Here is a 15,274-nt window from a genome sequence, read left to right as displayed (position 1 = left end):
CTACCAAAGCTCCAGCGGTTCCGAGCCGTGCTTGACGGCGTCGTGCTGCATCTCCGCGAGCTCGGCGCGCGTAAACGCCTCGTTCACCGCGAAGATCACCGTGTCTCCCTTCACGTACACCGGGGTCAGCGCGCTATTGGCCGTGGCATTGTTCAAATTCACGCGCGGCGGCTGCTGCGCCCAGAACGACGGCGGCGATGCGATGTAAAACTTGATGTTCAGCCGTTCAACGGCCCGGTCCACGGCGTTCTTCGCCGTCGCGTCGCCGAGCACCCCGCGCCCGAGCATCTCTACGTCGAACAACGCGGTTGCGGTGTCGTCGCCTCGTGTCTTCGCTGGCCACAGGTAGTGCCGGGAGAGCGTCGGCACGCCGGTGTAGGCATACAGCCACGAATGCCCGTCCGCGGGCTCGCCGTAGGTCACGCCTTCCCACGCCACAGGCTGCGTCGCGAGCCAGTCGAACGCAGCCAGGTCGTCATCGTTGACCATTCGACCGCCAACGCGCGGAGCGGTGTAAATGCCCTCCGCCGATTGAGCTGCATTCGCGTGCACGGCGGTCGCAGTACTCGCAGCCACCACGAGGGACACGAGCACCGCCCCAATTGTCGACGCCCCCTTCGCCACCACCGTGCCCTCACGCGCGGCAACCGGCGCCAACGTCAGCATCCGAATCATCACCGAGGCCCCTATGGCCGCCGCGACGATGACGCACATCACCACCGGCAACACCAGGCGGTGCGCCGTGTTGTAGTGCAGCCCCGAAACCAGCGAAGGCACCACGTCCAGCACCGGCGGAAGCGGTGCGGTTGCCTGCACCACCGTCGCAAGTGACAGGACGTAGAACGCCACCGGCCACACCTGGCGACGCCACGCCACAACCGCCACCGCCCCCACGAGCGCGAGCCACAGCAGCACAGTCGGGTTGTAGTTCGGGAAGTACTCAGTGACGTGGCGCGTATCCATCGTGATCGCGAGCGCCCACGGATTTGGCGCCGTGCCATCCTCCGGAGTAGACCACCCCGCGACCTCCTGCGCCTGCTCGGAACCAGCAAACATCTGTGGCAGGAACAGCACCGCACCGGCAAGCGCCGGGGCCGCTAACCAGACAGTGTCCACGAGGCGTGAACGGACGGGACGAAGAAGCGTCGAAAAGCACCAAGCGAAGGCCACCGCCAGCGCAATCGTGGTCACCGGCGACGGGTGCACCGCCACCACCCCGAAGAACCCGATGGCCGCCGCAAACGCCGAGTTGTGATGCCGTGGCACCTCCAGGAACTGCCAAATCACAATGCCCGTGAGCGCAACTGCCATCATGTACGGCCACATGCCAACAAAATCCGACACCCACATCAGCTGCGGCGCACCGTACACCAGCAGCGGCGCGAACCCCGCCGCGATCTGCGCCGTCAGCCCCCGCGACCGCAGAAACGCAAACACCAGGCACGCCACGGACACGCAAGCCGCCACCGATGGCACGATCGCCTGCGCCACATTCAGCGCGGGGATCGGCGCCATCCCAGCGGTCTTGGCAAACAACGCAACCCCCGCGTGGTACCCCGAGGGATACAACAGCGAACTGTGCGTCTCCTGGTACATCAGCTCCCCCATGCGCGTTGGCGACGCAATCCCCTCATCCATGATGAAGCGCACAGTATTGGCGTGCCACTGGGAATCCCAACCCTGCACGATATTGGCCAAACCCAGCGGAGTTCCCTGCAGCCACCGCAGCTTGTCACTGATCAGCATCGCCGACCCCGCAATCACACCAAGCAGCGGCAGCACCCAGACGGGGTCAACCACACTGCCTTCGCGCCGCTCCTGCGGAGTCCCCGGCAGCAGCGCCCGACGCCACGACAGTTGCCCAGTGCCAGTCCAGCGCTCGTGGGCGCGGCGCGCAAACGCGTAGCGCCACCCCGCAGCACACAACATCACAAACACCACGCTCACAGAGAACGTCCACGGCGAAAACCTCGCCGACGTCAGGCCCCAAGACCAGGCGCTGAAGCCAATAATGCCGAAGCTCACGGGTATCGACGCCACCACCGACGCCGGCACACGCATGCCGGAGATGACGTTGACCAGGAATCCTGGCAGCACAAACACAAGTACCGCTGCTATGAACATCCCGGCAGTGACCACGCGTACTCCTTCGAGACCTAAGACGTTGAGACTGGTGAAATCTTATCGCTTTGCGCTCTCAGAGCGAACGCCGATCACGAGTTGTGTTGGCTCGTGCCTCCCACTCCTGCTCTGGTGGGTACACAACGTGGTCGAAGGTCAGCCCCTTCGCGGGGGCTAACGGTACGTCGGCGCGCCGCTCAGTGGCGTCGAGCAGTCCAGTGGCCCACGCCAGGTCGCGCTTGCCCTGCCCGACCGTGAGGCACGTCGCGGTCAGTGCGCGCACCATGTTCCAACAGAACGCGTCGGCACTGATGTGTGCCTCGTAGAGCTGCGGCTCCGCCTCCGTGGAAGCGTCTACCCAGCGGAAGCTGTGCACGTCGCGGATCGTCGTCGCGTGCGGTCGCGGCTTGCAGAACGCCGCGAAGTCGTGCAGCCCGAGCAGCACGTCGGCGGTCTGTTGCATTAGCTGCACGTCGACCGGGCGAGCCCACACCGCAGTGTCACGCGTCCGTGTCGGCAGCGCCCCCGCTGGGTTGGTAGTGACGCGGTAGATGTAGTGACGCGCCATCGCCGAGAAGCGAGCGTCGAACTCAGGGGCAACCTCCCGGACTTGTTGAACTCGGATGTCGTCCGGTAGCAGTTTGGCAAGGCGACGCACCAGGCGTGCAGGATCACCGTCAAGAGAGCGCTGCTGCAACGCGGCCGGGTCGATGTCTGCGTGCGCAACCTGGCCACGGGCGTGGACCCCCGCATCCGTACGGCCCGCGACCGTCAGGGCGACGGGGTGGCGCAGCACAAGCGCGAGCGCGTCCTCCACGGTTCCTTGGACGGTCCGCAGGTCGCCTTTCTGCCGGGCCCAGCCGTGAAAGTCGGTGCCGTCATAGGCGATGTCGAAACGCAGCCGCATCGTGTTCATTCGTTACAGGCTAGCAAACTGGTCGCGTGCTTTTGGAATGCGAAAACCCCGCGACACCGTGAAGGTGGACGCGGGGTCTCATGTGGTTGAGCTAGAAAAGCTCACTCAGCGGAGGACTAGTCCTCCTTGGAAGCCTTCGCCTCAGCTGGCTCCAGAACCAGGGAAATCTGGGTCATTGGAGCGTTGTCGCCGGAGCGAGGTGCAACCTTGATCAGGCGGGTGTAGCCGCCGTTGCGGTTTTCGAACTTCGGTGCAAGCTCGTTGAACAGGTATGCAACGATCTGCTTGTTCGGAAGCTTCGCAGCAACAGCGCGGCGTTCCTGCAGGGAACCGCCCTTCGCCTTGGTGATCAGCTTCTCAGCGTATGGGCGAAGTGCTTTCGCCTTTGCATCGGTCGTCGTGATGGCGCCGTGCTCGAACAGGGACTGCGCCAGGTTAGACAGAATGTGCTTCTGGTGGGCGGCGGACCCTCCGAGACGGGCACCCTTCTTCGGGGTAGGCATTTTCGTACTCCTCGTATGGGATTGTGAGCGCGTGCTCTTGGTTTACTCGGTTTCTTCCGCGGTGTCGTCGACGTAGTCACCAGTCTCGGCGTCGTAGCCTTCGATCTGGGTCGGGTCGAAATCTTCCGGAGCGTCCTTCAGCGTCAGGCTCATGGAGGCGAGCTTGATCTTGACCTCATTGATGGACTTCTCGCCAAAGTTGCGGATATCCATCAGGTCGGTCTCAGAGCACTCAGCCAGCTGGCCGACGGTGTTGATGCCCTCGCGCTTCAAGCAGTTGTAGGACCGGACGGAGAAGTTGAGATCCTCAATCGGCAGGTTGTAAGCCGCGATGTACTCCGTCTCCTGTGGGGACGGGCCGATCTCGATGCCTTCTGCTGCCGTGTTCAGCTCACGTGCCAGGCCGAACAGCTCCACCAGGGTGGAACCGGCCGAAGCCAACGCGTCGCGAGCAGACATGGAGTTCTTCGTCTCCACGTCAATGATCAGCTTGTCGAAGTCAGTGCGCTGCTCAACACGGGTTGCCTCAACCTTGTAGGCAACACGGGTCACTGGCGAGTAGATCTGGTCGACCGGAATGCGGCCGGCTTCCCCACCAGAGTTCGGCATCGCTGGGACGTAGCCACGGCCACGCTCCACGACAAGCTCCATCTCAAGGCGTGCCTGCTCATTGAGCGAAGCGATGTGCAGATCCGGGTTGTGGATCTGAACATCAGCTGGCGTCTCAATGTCGCCGGCGGTAACGACTCCTGGGCCTTCAACGGACAGGTACATCACGACTGGCTCGTCGGACTCCGACGACAGCACGATGTCCTTGATGTTGAGGATGATCTCGGAAACGTTTTCCTTCACACCGTTGATGGTGGTGAACTCATGGAGCACACCATCAATCTTGATCGAGGTAACCGCTGCGCCCGGAATGGACGACAGCAGCGTACGGCGCAGGGAGTTACCCAGCGTGTAACCAAAACCTGGCTCGAGTGGCTCAATGATGAACTTCGAGCGGTTGGTATCGATGTACTCCTCGGTCAGCTGCGGACGCTGTGAGATGAGCATGAACTTCTCCTTTTCCGGCTACCACTATATGAAGCCGCGAGAATATGGACTTTCGGAAAGATATCGCACCACTTGTATACGTACGTATCGACGCAGTGCGGGGTGAAGTAAGCGGGCTTACTTCGAGTAGAGCTCGACGATGAGCTGCTCCTGCAGCGGCACCTCGATCTGAGCGCGCTCCGGCAACTGGTGCACGAGAATGCGCAGGGTGTCCGGAACGACCTGGAGCCATGCCGGAACAACGGCGTCCAGCAAGTTGTCCTGGGCCTCTTCGAACCAGAGCATCTTGCGGGACTTGTCACGAACATCGATGATGTCGTACTGCGTGACCTTGTAAGAAGGAACGTCGATACGCTTGCCGTTCACGGTGAAGTGACCGTGGGAAACAAGCTGACGTGCCTGGCGGCGCGTGCGCGCCAGACCTGCACGGTATACAACGTTGTCCAGACGGGACTCAAGCAGGATCAGCAGGTTGTCGCCGGTCTTGCCTGGGAGGCGGTTGGCCTCCTCGTAGTAGCGACGGAACTGCTTCTCCATCACTCCGTAGGTGAAGCGAGCCTTCTGCTTCTCCTGGAGCTGGAGCAGGTACTCAGATTCCTTGATGCGAGCGCGGCCAGCCTGCCCCGGAGGGTACGGGCGACGCTCAAAGGACATGTCACCGCCGACGAGATCGACGCGGAGGCGACGGGACTTACGGGTAGCAGGGCCGGTATAACGAGCCATGATGTATTACCTCTTTTCCTTTCTGCCTTAAACGCGACGACGCTTCGCCGGACGGCAGCCGTTGAACGGCTGTGGGGTCACGTCAGAGATCGAGGACACCTCCAGGCCAGCAGCCTGGAGCGAACGGATTGCGGTCTCACGGCCGGAGCCTGGACCCTTGACGAAAACGTCAACCTTCTTCATACCGTGGTCCATCGCCTTGCGAGCAGCGTTCTCAGCTGCCATCTGAGCAGCGAACGGCGTGGACTTGCGGGATCCCTTGAAGCCAACGTGGCCGGAGGAAGCCCAGGAGATAACAGCACCGGTCTGATCCGTGATCGAGACGATGGTGTTGTTAAAGGTCGACTTGATGTATGCGTGGCCAGCAGCCACGTTCTTCTTTACGATGCGACGGCCACCACGGCGCGCACCGGAACGAGTCTTAGGAGGCATGGATTACTTCTTCTTTCCTGCGATGGTCTTCTTCGGGCCCTTACGAGTGCGAGCGTTCGTCTTGGTGCGCTGCCCGCGAACAGGCAGGCCACGACGGTGACGAAGGCCCTGGTAGGAGCCGATTTCAATCTTGCGGCGGATGTCTGCCTGCACCTCACGACGCAGGTCGCCCTCTACGGTGTAGGAGGACTCGATTGCGTCACGCAGTGCGGACAGCTGATCGTCGCTCAGGTTGTCCGTACGCAGGTCTGGAGAAATGCCCGTCTTCTCGAGCAGCTCCTTGGCGCGGGTTGCGCCGATGCCATAAATGTAAGTAAGTGCGATCTCCATGCGCTTATTGCGCGGAAGATCAACACCAGCTAGACGTGCCATGTGGAACGTACCTTTCGGGTTGTTACGGCGGTTTTCTCCCTATCCGCCCACGCCAACCGACTCTTTATCCGGACCGTACCGGAGGATGGGCCGTGATACACGTGGCTTTGGCCACCGTAGCCAAAGGTAAGCGACGCGCAGCAACGCCACGCGTCTGGGTAAGGAGGCTTCAAACGAAATTACTTGTAGCGGTACGTGATACGCCCACGGTCCAGGTCATATGGAGACAGCTCCACAATGACCCGGTCTTCAGGAAGGATGCGGATGTAGTGCTGGCGCATCTTGCCACTGATGTGAGCAAGGACCTCATGCCCGTTGTCGAGCTCGACACGGAACATAGCATTCTTCAAAGGTTCGACGATGCGACCCTCTACCTCAATGGCGCCTTCTTTTGCCATACACTCCACTTCCTATAGCTCACGGAACACAGCGATCCTCATTGATGCGCAGTGTTTCCGCTGGTAGCTGACGTAAAACATACTTGTACTACGTGGTGCATAAACACCAGTGGTCAACTATATCCCGTCACCAGCGCAAACACAAGCCCACCTGCGAAGCTAAGTCCGCAGGTGGGCGTCGAAAAGAATGGAGCAGCTAGAAGACGAAGACCTTGTCCCCGATAGCGAGATCCTGGAAGTAGCGCTGGGCGTCCGCGCGGTACATGCGAACGCAGCCGTGCGAGAGAATCGACGGATCCCCCTGGTGGAACGCGATACCGTTGTTGGTGAAGTACGTCGCGTACGGCATCGGCGCATTGCCGAACTCCCACGAGATCTCATCCTTCACCTTGCGGTTGACGTAGAACGTACCCTTCGGCGTATCAAGGCCAGGCCTGCCCGGACCGATCAGGTCAGCCGTGTAGTACATCTGGCCGTTATTCTGCAGCCAGGAACGGCGTCCGCCGGTGTCCACACACACCTTCGCATCCTTCGGACATGGGCCGTAATCGAACGCGGGTTGTGCAGGTGGCGCCGGGCGTGCAGCTGGTTTCGGCGCTGGCTTCGGAGTCTTCTCGGCGATCAGGCCTGGGTAGAAGCGTTCGACAGTAGCATCGATGCTTGCCTTCGCCTGGGCTGGCAGGTCCTTGTTGATTGCCGCCAATCCGTCGGCCTGCGCGCGCAGCGAGTTGCGGGTCTGCCATGCTCGCTCACGTGCGTCGGGCGTACTGGAGCCGATGCTGGAGAGCTGAGACTGCGTCTGCTCAAGCAGGGCACCCAGTCCACCATTCGAAGACATCGCTGGCATCTGCTGCGCCTCCGCCATCGCTGGCTGGGCAAGCATGGAGGCGGCGACGCCGATTCCAACACTCAAACCGGCAAGCTTGCGGCTCAGTTGGGATGGCTTCGCATGTCGAGGTTGATAACGCATGTGGGCAGTATAGCTTACTTCGCTTCGCGGACAGTGAGGATGCGCGGCCCGTCAGCCGTGGCGGCGACCGTGTGCTCCCAGTGCGATGCCGGGGCGCCGTCGATGGAAACGACAGTCCAGTCGTCACCGAGCACCTCCGTGTCGATCTCTCCGCCGAGGATCAGCATCGGCTCAATCGCCAACACCGACCCCTCCTGGATCACAGGGCCGCGTCCGGGTTTTCCCTCGTTGGCAAGGTATGGATCCTCGTGCATCGTGCGTCCGATCCCGTGGCCGCCGTACCCGTCCACAATGCCGAGCTCCACTCCGAACTTCTCCTCTGCTGCGTACGTCGCGCGTTCGAGTGCATGCGACACGTCGGTCGACCGGTTGCCCGGCACCATCGCCTTCAGCCCCTCGTGCAGCACCCATTCGGTTGCCTGGTTCAACTTTTCGACGTCCGCTTCGAGCTCACCCACACCGAACGTCCACGCGGAATCCCCTACCCAACCATGCAAGGTCGCGCCACAGTCGATGGAGACCAGGTCTCCCTCGCGGAGCACAGTCTCTTTGTTCGGAATTCCGTGCACGACTACCTCGTTGACTGACGCACAGATCGACCCCGGAAAGCCCTGATACCCCAAAAATGTGGGCGTGGCCCCGTGATCACGGATAACAGTCTCGGCGACCTTGTCTAAGTCGAGCGTCGACTTGCCGGGGGCGGCCGCCGCCCGCACCTCCTGCAGCGCCAAGCCGACGATTCGGCCTGCCTTCTCCATCGCGTCGAGCTGCTCAGGTGTCTTTGCGACAATCTTGCGCTTCCGGAACCCCATCATTCGCTTCCTTCCTAGAGTTACTGCGTAAAAGGGCCGGTAGGCACTCGTCGAGTCCCTACCGGCCCTTGCGCCTATATAGACGCTGTATGTTACTTCTTCAGCTGCGCCATCGCGCGCTCGTTGATTTCATCAACGTCACCAACGGCGTCGATGGAGATGATCTCGTCGCCGTAGTGGTCAATCAGCGGCGCGGTTTCGTCGCGGTAGACCTTGAGGCGGGTGCGGATCGTTTCCTCATTGTCGTCCGCGCGGCCACGCGCGAGCATGCGCTCGACCACCACGTCTTCGTCGACAACAAAGTTGAGCACGCCGTCCAGCTTCAGGCCCTGCTTGCTCAGCAGCTCCTTCAGGATCTCTGCTTGCTCAACGGTGCGCGGGAAACCGTCGAGCAGGAAGCCGTTCGCAGCATCTTCCTGGCTGAGTCGGTCTTCCACCATGCGTGCGGTGACATCGGTCGGCACAAGCTTGCCAGCATCGATGTAGCTTTTCGCTTCGACACCAAGCGGGGTGCCCTGGCCGATGTTCGCACGGAACAGGTCACCGGTGGAGATGTGCGGAACGCCGAGCTTCTCGGAGAGAATGGCTGCCTGAGTGCCTTTGCCAGCGCCGGGAGGGCCAAGTAGTACAAGTCGCATTATCGCAACAGTCCTTCGTAGTTGGATTGGAGAAGTTGGGATTCAATTTGCTTGACCGTAGTCAATGCTACGGACACCATAATCAGGATAGCCGTACCGCCGAACGCACTCATGCCACCGCGGCCAGCGCCGCCAATGCCGGCGTCGAGCGCCAGGTTCGGCAGGATCGCGATGAGTGCAAGGTAGAGCGCGCCAACGAACAAGAGACGGTTCATCACAAACGCGAGGTACTCGGCGGTTGGGCGACCCGGACGAATGCCTGGGATGAAGCCACCGTACTTCTTCATGTTCTCTGCCTGGTCGACCGGGTCGTACTGGATAGAGACGTAGAAGTAGGAGAAGAAGATGATCATGGCGAAGTACGCCAGGATGTACTGCCAGGAGCCTGGGTTCTGCAGCCACGCCATGACGTTGTTCATCCACCAGTTGTCCGGCGGGGTCGTGTTGTTCATGGTCACGATCTGCGTGATCAAGACAGGAACGTACATCAGCGAGGAGGCGAAAATCACAGGAATAACGCCAGCCTGGTTGACCTTGAGCGGCAGGTACGTAGAAGAACCGCCGTACTGACGGCGCCCAACCATGCGCTTGGCGTACTGCACCGGGATACGACGCTGGCCCTGCTCGATGAAGATGATGCCGACGACCAACGCAATGATCGCCGCAACGACCATGGCGAAGGTAACCGCGCCGGAGTTCTTCAGGATGTAGGCACCCTCGGACGGAAGCTTCGTCGCAATACCAGCGAAGATCAGCAGGGACATACCATTGCCAACGCCCTTTTCAGTGATGATCTCGCCGAGCCACATAATCAGGACCGCACCCGACGTCATGACGATGATCATCATGATGAGCGTCCAGATGTTGCGGTCCTCAATAAGCACCGGAATCCCCTGGCCGAGGAGCTGCTCACGGTCGGCCAGCGCCACAATACCTGCGGACTGCAGCAGCGCCAGCGCAACCGTGAGATAACGCGTGTACTGCGTCATCTTGGTTTGGCCCGACTGCCCTTCCTTCTTCAACTCCTCGAACTTCGGAATCACCACGGTCAGCAGCTGCACGATAATCGACGCCGTAATGTACGGCATGATGCCAATCGCGAAGATGGACAACTGCAGCAACGCACCACCAGAGAACAGCCCGATGATGGAGAACATCGTGGCGTTGTCACCCTGAGCGACTTCCTCCAGACGGGAGTTAATCAACGCGTAGTCGACACCAGGCGTCGGAATCTGGGCACCAATGCGGTACAGAATCATCAACGCAAGGGTAATCAGAATCTTCTTCCGAAGATCCGGGTCCTTGAACGCTTGCAATATAGCGGACACAAAGCCTCCTGGCTCCTGCAGCACTCACGCAGGAGATAGTGGACAGTACGGTTGCCAAAAGTGCACGTCACAACCACCGTAGCGGGCTGACGGGACACTCCAGACAGGATTGACCCCACTACTCTACCAGTTAGCAGGCCAAACCCCCGATTCGGCCAGCACCCCCGCGAGGGTTTCCAACTTTCGATTGAAAATCACTACACTCAAAAATAGGTAATTGGTATTACATTTATTCACGACTTTTCTGTAGAAAATCCTCGCATTCGAAGGGACAGCGATGAGCACAGCACCTACACCAACGCCGACTCCCGTGAGTCGGCGTAAATTTCTCCAATGGTCAGGCCTCGTAGGAGGCGCGGCCGTAGCGACGACGGCCGTCTCTGGCACGCTCCTGCGCGGCACCCCAGGTGTCGGCGCCGCAGAGGCCGCAGAAGGCACGAGCACCGACCCGAAGTTCGTCTGGTCCGCCTGCACCGTCAACTGCGGCTCCCGCTGCCCACTGCGCCTCCAAGTTGTGGACGGGCGCGTCACCCGCGTCCTTCCGGACGATGGCGGCGACAACTCCATCGGCTCGCAGCAGATCCGCGCCTGCGTGCGCGGCCGCTCAATCCGCCACCGCATCTACAACCCGGACCGGCTAAAGACGCCGCTGAAGCGCAAGCCCGGCACGAAGCGCGGCGACGGCGAGTGGATCGAAATCTCCTGGGAGCAGGCGCTCGACGAAATCGCCGACCAGATGAAGGGCATCCTGGACAAATACGGCAACGAGTCGATCTACCTCGCGTACGGCACGGGGACCATCGGCGGCACCGTCGCGCGCTCCTGGCCGCCTGTCGAGACTCCTTTCGCACGGTTTATGAACCTCATCGGCGGCTACCTGAACCACTACGCCGACTACTCCACCGCGCAGATCACGGCAGCCTACCCGTACCACTACGGTTCCTGGGTCACGTCGAACTCCTTCGACGACGTGAAGAACTCCAAGCTGCAGGTCATGTTCGGCAACAACCCGCTTGAGACCCGCATGTCCGGTGGTGGCGAGACGTTCGTCACCCAGCAGACGAAACGCAAGTACGGCGTGAAGACCATCGTGATCGACCCGCGCTACTCCGAGACCGCAGTCGGCCTTGGCGACGAATGGGTTCCGATCCGCCCGGGCACCGACGCAGCGCTCGTGGCAGGTATCGCGCACGTACTGCTCTCCGAGAACCTGCACGACCAAGCGTTCCTGGACAAGTATTGTGTCGGCTTTGACGAGGACCACATGCCGAAGGGCGCGCCGAAGAACGGCTCGTACCGCTCCTACATTGAGGGCAAGGGGCCGGACGGCGTCGAAAAGACTCCTGAGTGGGCCGCCCGCGTCTGCGGTGTACCCGCGCAGAAGATCCGCCAGCTTGCCCGCGAGATGGGCACCGCAAAGCCAACCGCAATTACCCAGGGCTGGGGTCCGCAGCGCCACGCGAACGGCGAGAACCAGTCGCGCGCGGTGTTTACGCTGGCAGCGCTGCTCGGGCAGATCGGTATCCCTGGTGGAGGCACCGGCGCTCGCGAGGGCTCGGCAAGCTTGCCGATGACGTACCCGTTCAACACGCAGTACGAGAACCCGGTGGAGACCTCGATCTCGGTTGCAATGTGGCCACAGGCCGTCGACCACGGCCCAGAGATGACCAAGACGAAGGACGGCGTACGCGGCAAGGACAAACTCGACGTCCCGATCAAGATGATCTGGCAATACGCCGGCAACACCAACACGAACCAGCACGGCGACCTCAATCGCACGGTCGAGCTGCTTCGCGACGACTCCAAGGCCGAACTCATCGTCGTCAGCGACATCCAGATGACGGTGTCCGCGCGCTACGCGGACTACGTTCTGCCGGACTGCTCCACCGCTGAGCAAACCGACATCATCCAGCAGGGCTCGGCGGGCAACCTGGAGTACACCATCCTGGCCTCCAGCGCGATCAAGCCACTGTACGACTGTCGGCCGATTTACGACGTCGTCGCCGATCTCGCTGAACGCTTCGGTGTGCGCGACAAATTCACCGAAGGCCGCACCCAGGAAGAGTGGCTGCGCTACACCCTCGACGAATCCCGCAAGGAGATCCCGGAGCTTCCGTCCTTTGAGGAGCTCAAGAAGATGGGTGTGTGGCGTCGAGAAGGCGAAACCACGGTCGCACTGAAAGACTTCCGTGAGGACCCAGTGGCCAACCCCCTGGAGACCCCGAGTGGCAAGATCGAGATCTTCTCCTCCGAGCTCTACGAAATGTCGAAGGAGTGGGAGTTTGACCCGAACATCGCAGGCGACAAGCTGACACCGCTGCCGGAGCAGGTCGCAACTTGGGAAGGCGCCGAGGAAGCCGCAGAGAACAAGGAGTACCCGCTGCAGGTCATCGGCCACCACACCAAGGGCCGCACCCACTCCTCCTACGGCAACGTCGATTGGCTGCGCGACGACGCCCACCCGCAGGTCCTCTGGATCAACCCCATCGACGCCAAGGAACGCGGCATCAAGAACGACGACCCCGTCTACGCCTACAACAAGCGTGGCCGGATCCGCTCCATCGCCCGCGTCACCCCGCGAATCGCACCGGGTGTCATCTCGGTGCCGCAGGGTTCCTGGTTCAACCCGAAGGACGGCGGCGTGGACGTAGGGGCATCCGTCAATACGCTGACCAGCTGGCATCCCTCCCCTCTTGCCAAGGGCAACGCGCAGCACACGGCGCTGTGCCAGGTTGAAAAAGCGAAATAACAACACCAAGGAGTGAAACAACAACATGGCTAACAACAACGACAAGCCGAGCAAGCGCCTTGGTTTCTTCTTCGACCAGACCTTGTGCAACGGCTGCAAAGCCTGCCAGATCGCCTGCAAGGACAAGCACAACACACCGATCGGCGTGAACTGGCGCCGCGTGGTCGAGTACTCGGGCGGCGACTGGAACCGCAACGCCGACGGCGAGCTGACCACCAACACGTTCACCTACTACACATCGGTGTCCTGCAACCACTGTGACAACCCGATCTGTACCAAGGTTTGCCCGACCACCGCGATGCACATCGGCGAGGACGGCGTCGTCTCCGTCGACCCGCACAAGTGCGTGGGCTGCCGCTACTGCGAGTGGGCGTGCCCCTACTCCGCGCCACAGTTCAACCCTGAAAAGGGCGTCATGACGAAGTGCGACCTGTGCGCCGACTACCGCGCCGAGGGCAAAGACCCCGCGTGCGTGGCCGCGTGCCCGTCGCGCGCGCTCGACTGGGGGCCTATCGACGAGCTGCGCAAGGAACACGGCGACGTCGCCGGCATCGCGCCGCTGCCGGACCCAACGTTTACCGAACCACGCCTGACCATCAAGCCGCACAAGGACGCGAAACGCTGGGACGCGTTGGACGCCGGCGAGATCATGAACCCGGAAGAGGTCTAACTCATGAATATGCACGAATGGCCCCTCACGTTTTTCACTACGTTCGGGCAGATGGCGGTCGGCGCGTTCTTCGTCCTCGGCGTCATCACAATGGTGGGACGCACCCGCTACTCCGCGAACGCGATTAACCGGATTTGTGTGCCGGCGCTCTACGCAATCGGCCCAATCATGATCGCAGGCTTCTGCCTCGCGTTCTTCCACCTCGGCAACCCGATCAACGCGCTGAACGTGATGCGCCACATCAGTTCCTCCGGACTCACCCAGGAGCTCGTGGGCGGCTGCATCTTCGCGGCGCTCGGCTTCCTGTTCGCGGCCTGTCAGTTCTTCGACTGGGGCTCCGTGGGCACCCGCACAACCATCGCGGTCATCACCGCGATTGCCGGCATCGGGTTCATCGCCACCATGGCGCGCCTCTACATGCTGCCCACGATCCCATCGTGGAACCACTGGACTACCCCGGCGGCGTTCTATCTCTCCGCCGCGGTCACCGGTCTGCTCGCGATTGCGGTCGCGCTCACGGCGTACAACTGGCTCGAGGACTCAGAGCTCATCAAAAAGCTGATTCCGTCCGCGCGCAACGAAGACCAGACAGACGCCCAGAAGGAAGAGGTCTGGGACCTCATCCACGCGTCCCTGCGCTGGATCGGCATCGCGCTGACCGTCGTCGTGCCGCTCATTTTCATCGTGATGGTGTTCAACTACGGCCGCCCCGCGGGCCCGAACCCGGCGCAGTTTGAATTCAACATGACCGCGTTCGTCATCCGCATTGGTCTGCTGCTGGTCGGCGCGTTCATCGTGGGCCTCATCCTGGCGTTCGGCGGCCGCACCCGCCGCCCCACCTCGAGCGCGATGCTGTGGATCACCGTCGCGTACATCCTGGTGGTCATCGCGGAGCTGCTCGGCCGCTTCATGTTCTACGGCGCAGTTGACCGGATCGGAATCTGATGCACACAGAGTTACTTGAACGCTGCCACATCGCAGCAGACATCGTGGGGCAGCTCTTCCTCGACGAGCCGCAAGGCCCGCTTCTCGACGCCCTCTCCGACCCCTCCTTCCTGCAATCATGGCCGCTCGAGGACGACGCCTCGCAGCAAGCCATCAACGCCCTGCTGGAAGCGGAGCGCGACACCGCCGAAGCGTTGCAGCGAGACCACCTCTACCTGTTCATTGGCGTAAGCTCCCCGCTTGCCCAGCCGTATGAGTCCCCGTACTTTTCCAAGGACGGACTCGTCATGGATGAGGACGCCGTGGCCGTCGCCGCCGTTTACCACCAGGTCGGCTTTGACCCCGGCGCCGATAACCTCCCGCCGGACCACATCGGGCTGGAGTTCCGCTGTATCAGCCACATGTGCGCCCTGGCGCTCAACGCGTCCTCCGAGGCCGATCAAGCCGCAGCGCTGGCGGTTCTTCGCTCCTTCACCGCCGAGCACCCCGCCCGCTTCGCTGAGCAGGTGCTTGGGGGCGTCGAAAAGCATGCGAACACCGCGATCTACCGGGCGCTGCCTGGGCTTACGCGGGGCGTGCTGGCCGCCGTCGAAACCCTCTAATACGAAAGCTCCCCACCTCGTCGTTGACGAGTGGGGAGC

At 61.6% G+C, this 15,274-nt stretch carries 15 protein-coding genes and 1 pseudogene; 4 read left to right on the top strand and 12 right to left on the bottom strand.

Features of this window, described 5'->3' with window-relative positions; all coding sequences use genetic code 11:
• From BQ4436_RS05660 to secY, 12 genes and pseudogenes are all read right to left on the bottom strand, one after another.
• Window positions 1–2,139, bottom strand: coding sequence for a DUF6541 family protein (locus tag BQ4436_RS05660; protein ID WP_083329456.1), 2,139 nt, complete (start codon window positions 2,137–2,139; stop codon window positions 1–3).
• Window positions 2,140–2,197: 58 nt separating this feature from the next.
• Complete coding sequence (gene truA, locus BQ4436_RS05655) at window positions 2,198–3,037, bottom strand: tRNA pseudouridine(38-40) synthase TruA (protein ID WP_070975809.1); 840 nt, start codon at window positions 3,035–3,037, stop codon at window positions 2,198–2,200.
• Window positions 3,038–3,159: 122 nt separating this feature from the next.
• Window positions 3,160–3,540 (bottom strand): annotated as a pseudogene (gene rplQ, locus BQ4436_RS05650) (50S ribosomal protein L17); the annotation flags it as partial.
• A gap of 42 nt (window positions 3,541–3,582) precedes the next feature.
• Window positions 3,583–4,596, bottom strand: a complete 1,014-nt coding sequence (locus BQ4436_RS05645) for a DNA-directed RNA polymerase subunit alpha (protein WP_070363062.1) — start codon at window positions 4,594–4,596, stop codon at window positions 3,583–3,585.
• 117 nt (window positions 4,597–4,713) lie between these two features.
• A complete protein-coding gene (gene rpsD, locus BQ4436_RS05640) occupies window positions 4,714–5,319 on the bottom strand; it encodes a 30S ribosomal protein S4 (RefSeq protein ID WP_070363063.1) in 606 nt (201 codons plus the stop codon).
• A 27-nt stretch (window positions 5,320–5,346) separates the two neighbouring features.
• Complete coding sequence (gene rpsK, locus BQ4436_RS05635; protein WP_070363064.1) at window positions 5,347–5,751, bottom strand: 30S ribosomal protein S11; 405 nt, start codon at window positions 5,749–5,751, stop codon at window positions 5,347–5,349.
• Between the two features lie 3 nt (window positions 5,752–5,754).
• Window positions 5,755–6,123 (bottom strand): 30S ribosomal protein S13, encoded by a 369-nt coding sequence (gene rpsM / locus BQ4436_RS05630; protein WP_070477572.1) that lies wholly within the window; start codon window positions 6,121–6,123, stop codon window positions 5,755–5,757.
• Window positions 6,124–6,302: 179 nt separating this feature from the next.
• Window positions 6,303–6,521 carry a translation initiation factor IF-1 gene (infA, locus tag BQ4436_RS05625; protein WP_018017508.1) on the bottom strand — a complete coding sequence of 73 codons (219 nt, stop codon included), beginning with the start codon at window positions 6,519–6,521 and terminating at the stop codon, window positions 6,303–6,305.
• Window positions 6,522–6,717: 196 nt separating this feature from the next.
• Entirely contained in the window at window positions 6,718–7,491 is a 774-nt protein-coding gene (locus tag BQ4436_RS05620) for a L,D-transpeptidase (protein WP_070477570.1), read from the bottom strand.
• Between the two features lie 14 nt (window positions 7,492–7,505).
• Window positions 7,506–8,303, bottom strand: a complete 798-nt coding sequence (gene map / locus BQ4436_RS05615) for a type I methionyl aminopeptidase (RefSeq protein ID WP_070976037.1) — start codon at window positions 8,301–8,303, stop codon at window positions 7,506–7,508.
• A gap of 92 nt (window positions 8,304–8,395) precedes the next feature.
• A complete protein-coding gene (locus BQ4436_RS05610) occupies window positions 8,396–8,941 on the bottom strand; it encodes an adenylate kinase (RefSeq protein WP_070363068.1) in 546 nt (181 codons plus the stop codon).
• Entirely contained in the window at window positions 8,941–10,269 is a 1,329-nt protein-coding gene (gene secY, locus BQ4436_RS05605) for a preprotein translocase subunit SecY (RefSeq protein WP_070477568.1), read from the bottom strand. The genes BQ4436_RS05610 and secY overlap by 1 nt, the downstream gene beginning before the upstream one ends.
• A gap of 277 nt (window positions 10,270–10,546) precedes the next feature.
• On the opposite strand from secY, the gene BQ4436_RS05600 reads away from it, so the two are divergent.
• Genes BQ4436_RS05600 through BQ4436_RS05585 form a run of 4 tightly spaced genes read left to right on the top strand, consistent with a single transcriptional unit; the run spans window position 10,547 to window position 15,235 of the window.
• Entirely contained in the window at window positions 10,547–13,018 is a 2,472-nt protein-coding gene (locus BQ4436_RS05600) for a DMSO/selenate family reductase complex A subunit (RefSeq protein ID WP_070975807.1), read from the top strand.
• A gap of 25 nt (window positions 13,019–13,043) precedes the next feature.
• Window positions 13,044–13,688 carry a DMSO/selenate family reductase complex B subunit gene (locus BQ4436_RS05595; RefSeq protein WP_070363070.1) on the top strand — a complete coding sequence of 215 codons (645 nt, stop codon included), beginning with the start codon at window positions 13,044–13,046 and terminating at the stop codon, window positions 13,686–13,688.
• A 3-nt stretch (window positions 13,689–13,691) separates the two neighbouring features.
• Window positions 13,692–14,633, top strand: coding sequence for a dimethyl sulfoxide reductase anchor subunit family protein (locus BQ4436_RS05590; RefSeq protein ID WP_070363071.1), 942 nt, complete (start codon window positions 13,692–13,694; stop codon window positions 14,631–14,633).
• Window positions 14,633–15,235 (top strand): TorD/DmsD family molecular chaperone, encoded by a 603-nt coding sequence (locus BQ4436_RS05585; RefSeq protein WP_070975805.1) that lies wholly within the window; start codon window positions 14,633–14,635, stop codon window positions 15,233–15,235. Before BQ4436_RS05590 ends, BQ4436_RS05585 begins: the two co-directional genes overlap by 1 nt.
• Window positions 15,236–15,274: the final 39 nt, after the last annotated feature.

This window comes from Corynebacterium sp. MC3 (genome assembly GCF_900099485.1).
GTDB classification, from domain to species: Bacteria; Actinomycetota; Actinomycetes; order Mycobacteriales; family Mycobacteriaceae; genus Corynebacterium; species Corynebacterium pseudogenitalium.
The sequence above is the reverse complement of the archived record's forward strand: the minus strand, read 5'-3'. Positions and strand labels throughout refer to the sequence as shown.

Excerpts from the sequence above, each read along its gene's own strand:
- truA (WP_070975809.1), bottom strand. The coding sequence starts at position 3,037 with ATGAACACGATGCGGCTGCGTTTCGACATCGCCTATGACGGCACCGAC.
- BQ4436_RS05645 (WP_070363062.1), bottom strand. The coding sequence starts at position 4,596 with ATGCTCATCTCACAGCGTCCGCAGCTGACCGAGGAGTACATCGATACC.
- rpsD (WP_070363063.1), bottom strand. The coding sequence starts at position 5,319 with ATGGCTCGTTATACCGGCCCTGCTACCCGTAAGTCCCGTCGCCTCCGC.
- rpsK (WP_070363064.1), bottom strand. The coding sequence starts at position 5,751 with ATGCCTCCTAAGACTCGTTCCGGTGCGCGCCGTGGTGGCCGTCGCATC.
- rpsM (WP_070477572.1), bottom strand. The coding sequence starts at position 6,123 with ATGGCACGTCTAGCTGGTGTTGATCTTCCGCGCAATAAGCGCATGGAG.
- infA (WP_018017508.1), bottom strand. The coding sequence starts at position 6,521 with ATGGCAAAAGAAGGCGCCATTGAGGTAGAGGGTCGCATCGTCGAACCT.
- BQ4436_RS05620 (WP_070477570.1), bottom strand. The coding sequence starts at position 7,491 with ATGCGTTATCAACCTCGACATGCGAAGCCATCCCAACTGAGCCGCAAG.
- map (WP_070976037.1), bottom strand. The coding sequence starts at position 8,303 with ATGGGGTTCCGGAAGCGCAAGATTGTCGCAAAGACACCTGAGCAGCTC.
- BQ4436_RS05610 (WP_070363068.1), bottom strand. The coding sequence starts at position 8,941 with ATGCGACTTGTACTACTTGGCCCTCCCGGCGCTGGCAAAGGCACTCAG.
- BQ4436_RS05600 (WP_070975807.1), top strand. The coding sequence starts at position 10,547 with ATGAGCACAGCACCTACACCAACGCCGACTCCCGTGAGTCGGCGTAAA.
- BQ4436_RS05595 (WP_070363070.1), top strand. The coding sequence starts at position 13,044 with ATGGCTAACAACAACGACAAGCCGAGCAAGCGCCTTGGTTTCTTCTTC.
- BQ4436_RS05590 (WP_070363071.1), top strand. The coding sequence starts at position 13,692 with ATGAATATGCACGAATGGCCCCTCACGTTTTTCACTACGTTCGGGCAG.
- BQ4436_RS05585 (WP_070975805.1), top strand. The coding sequence starts at position 14,633 with ATGCACACAGAGTTACTTGAACGCTGCCACATCGCAGCAGACATCGTG.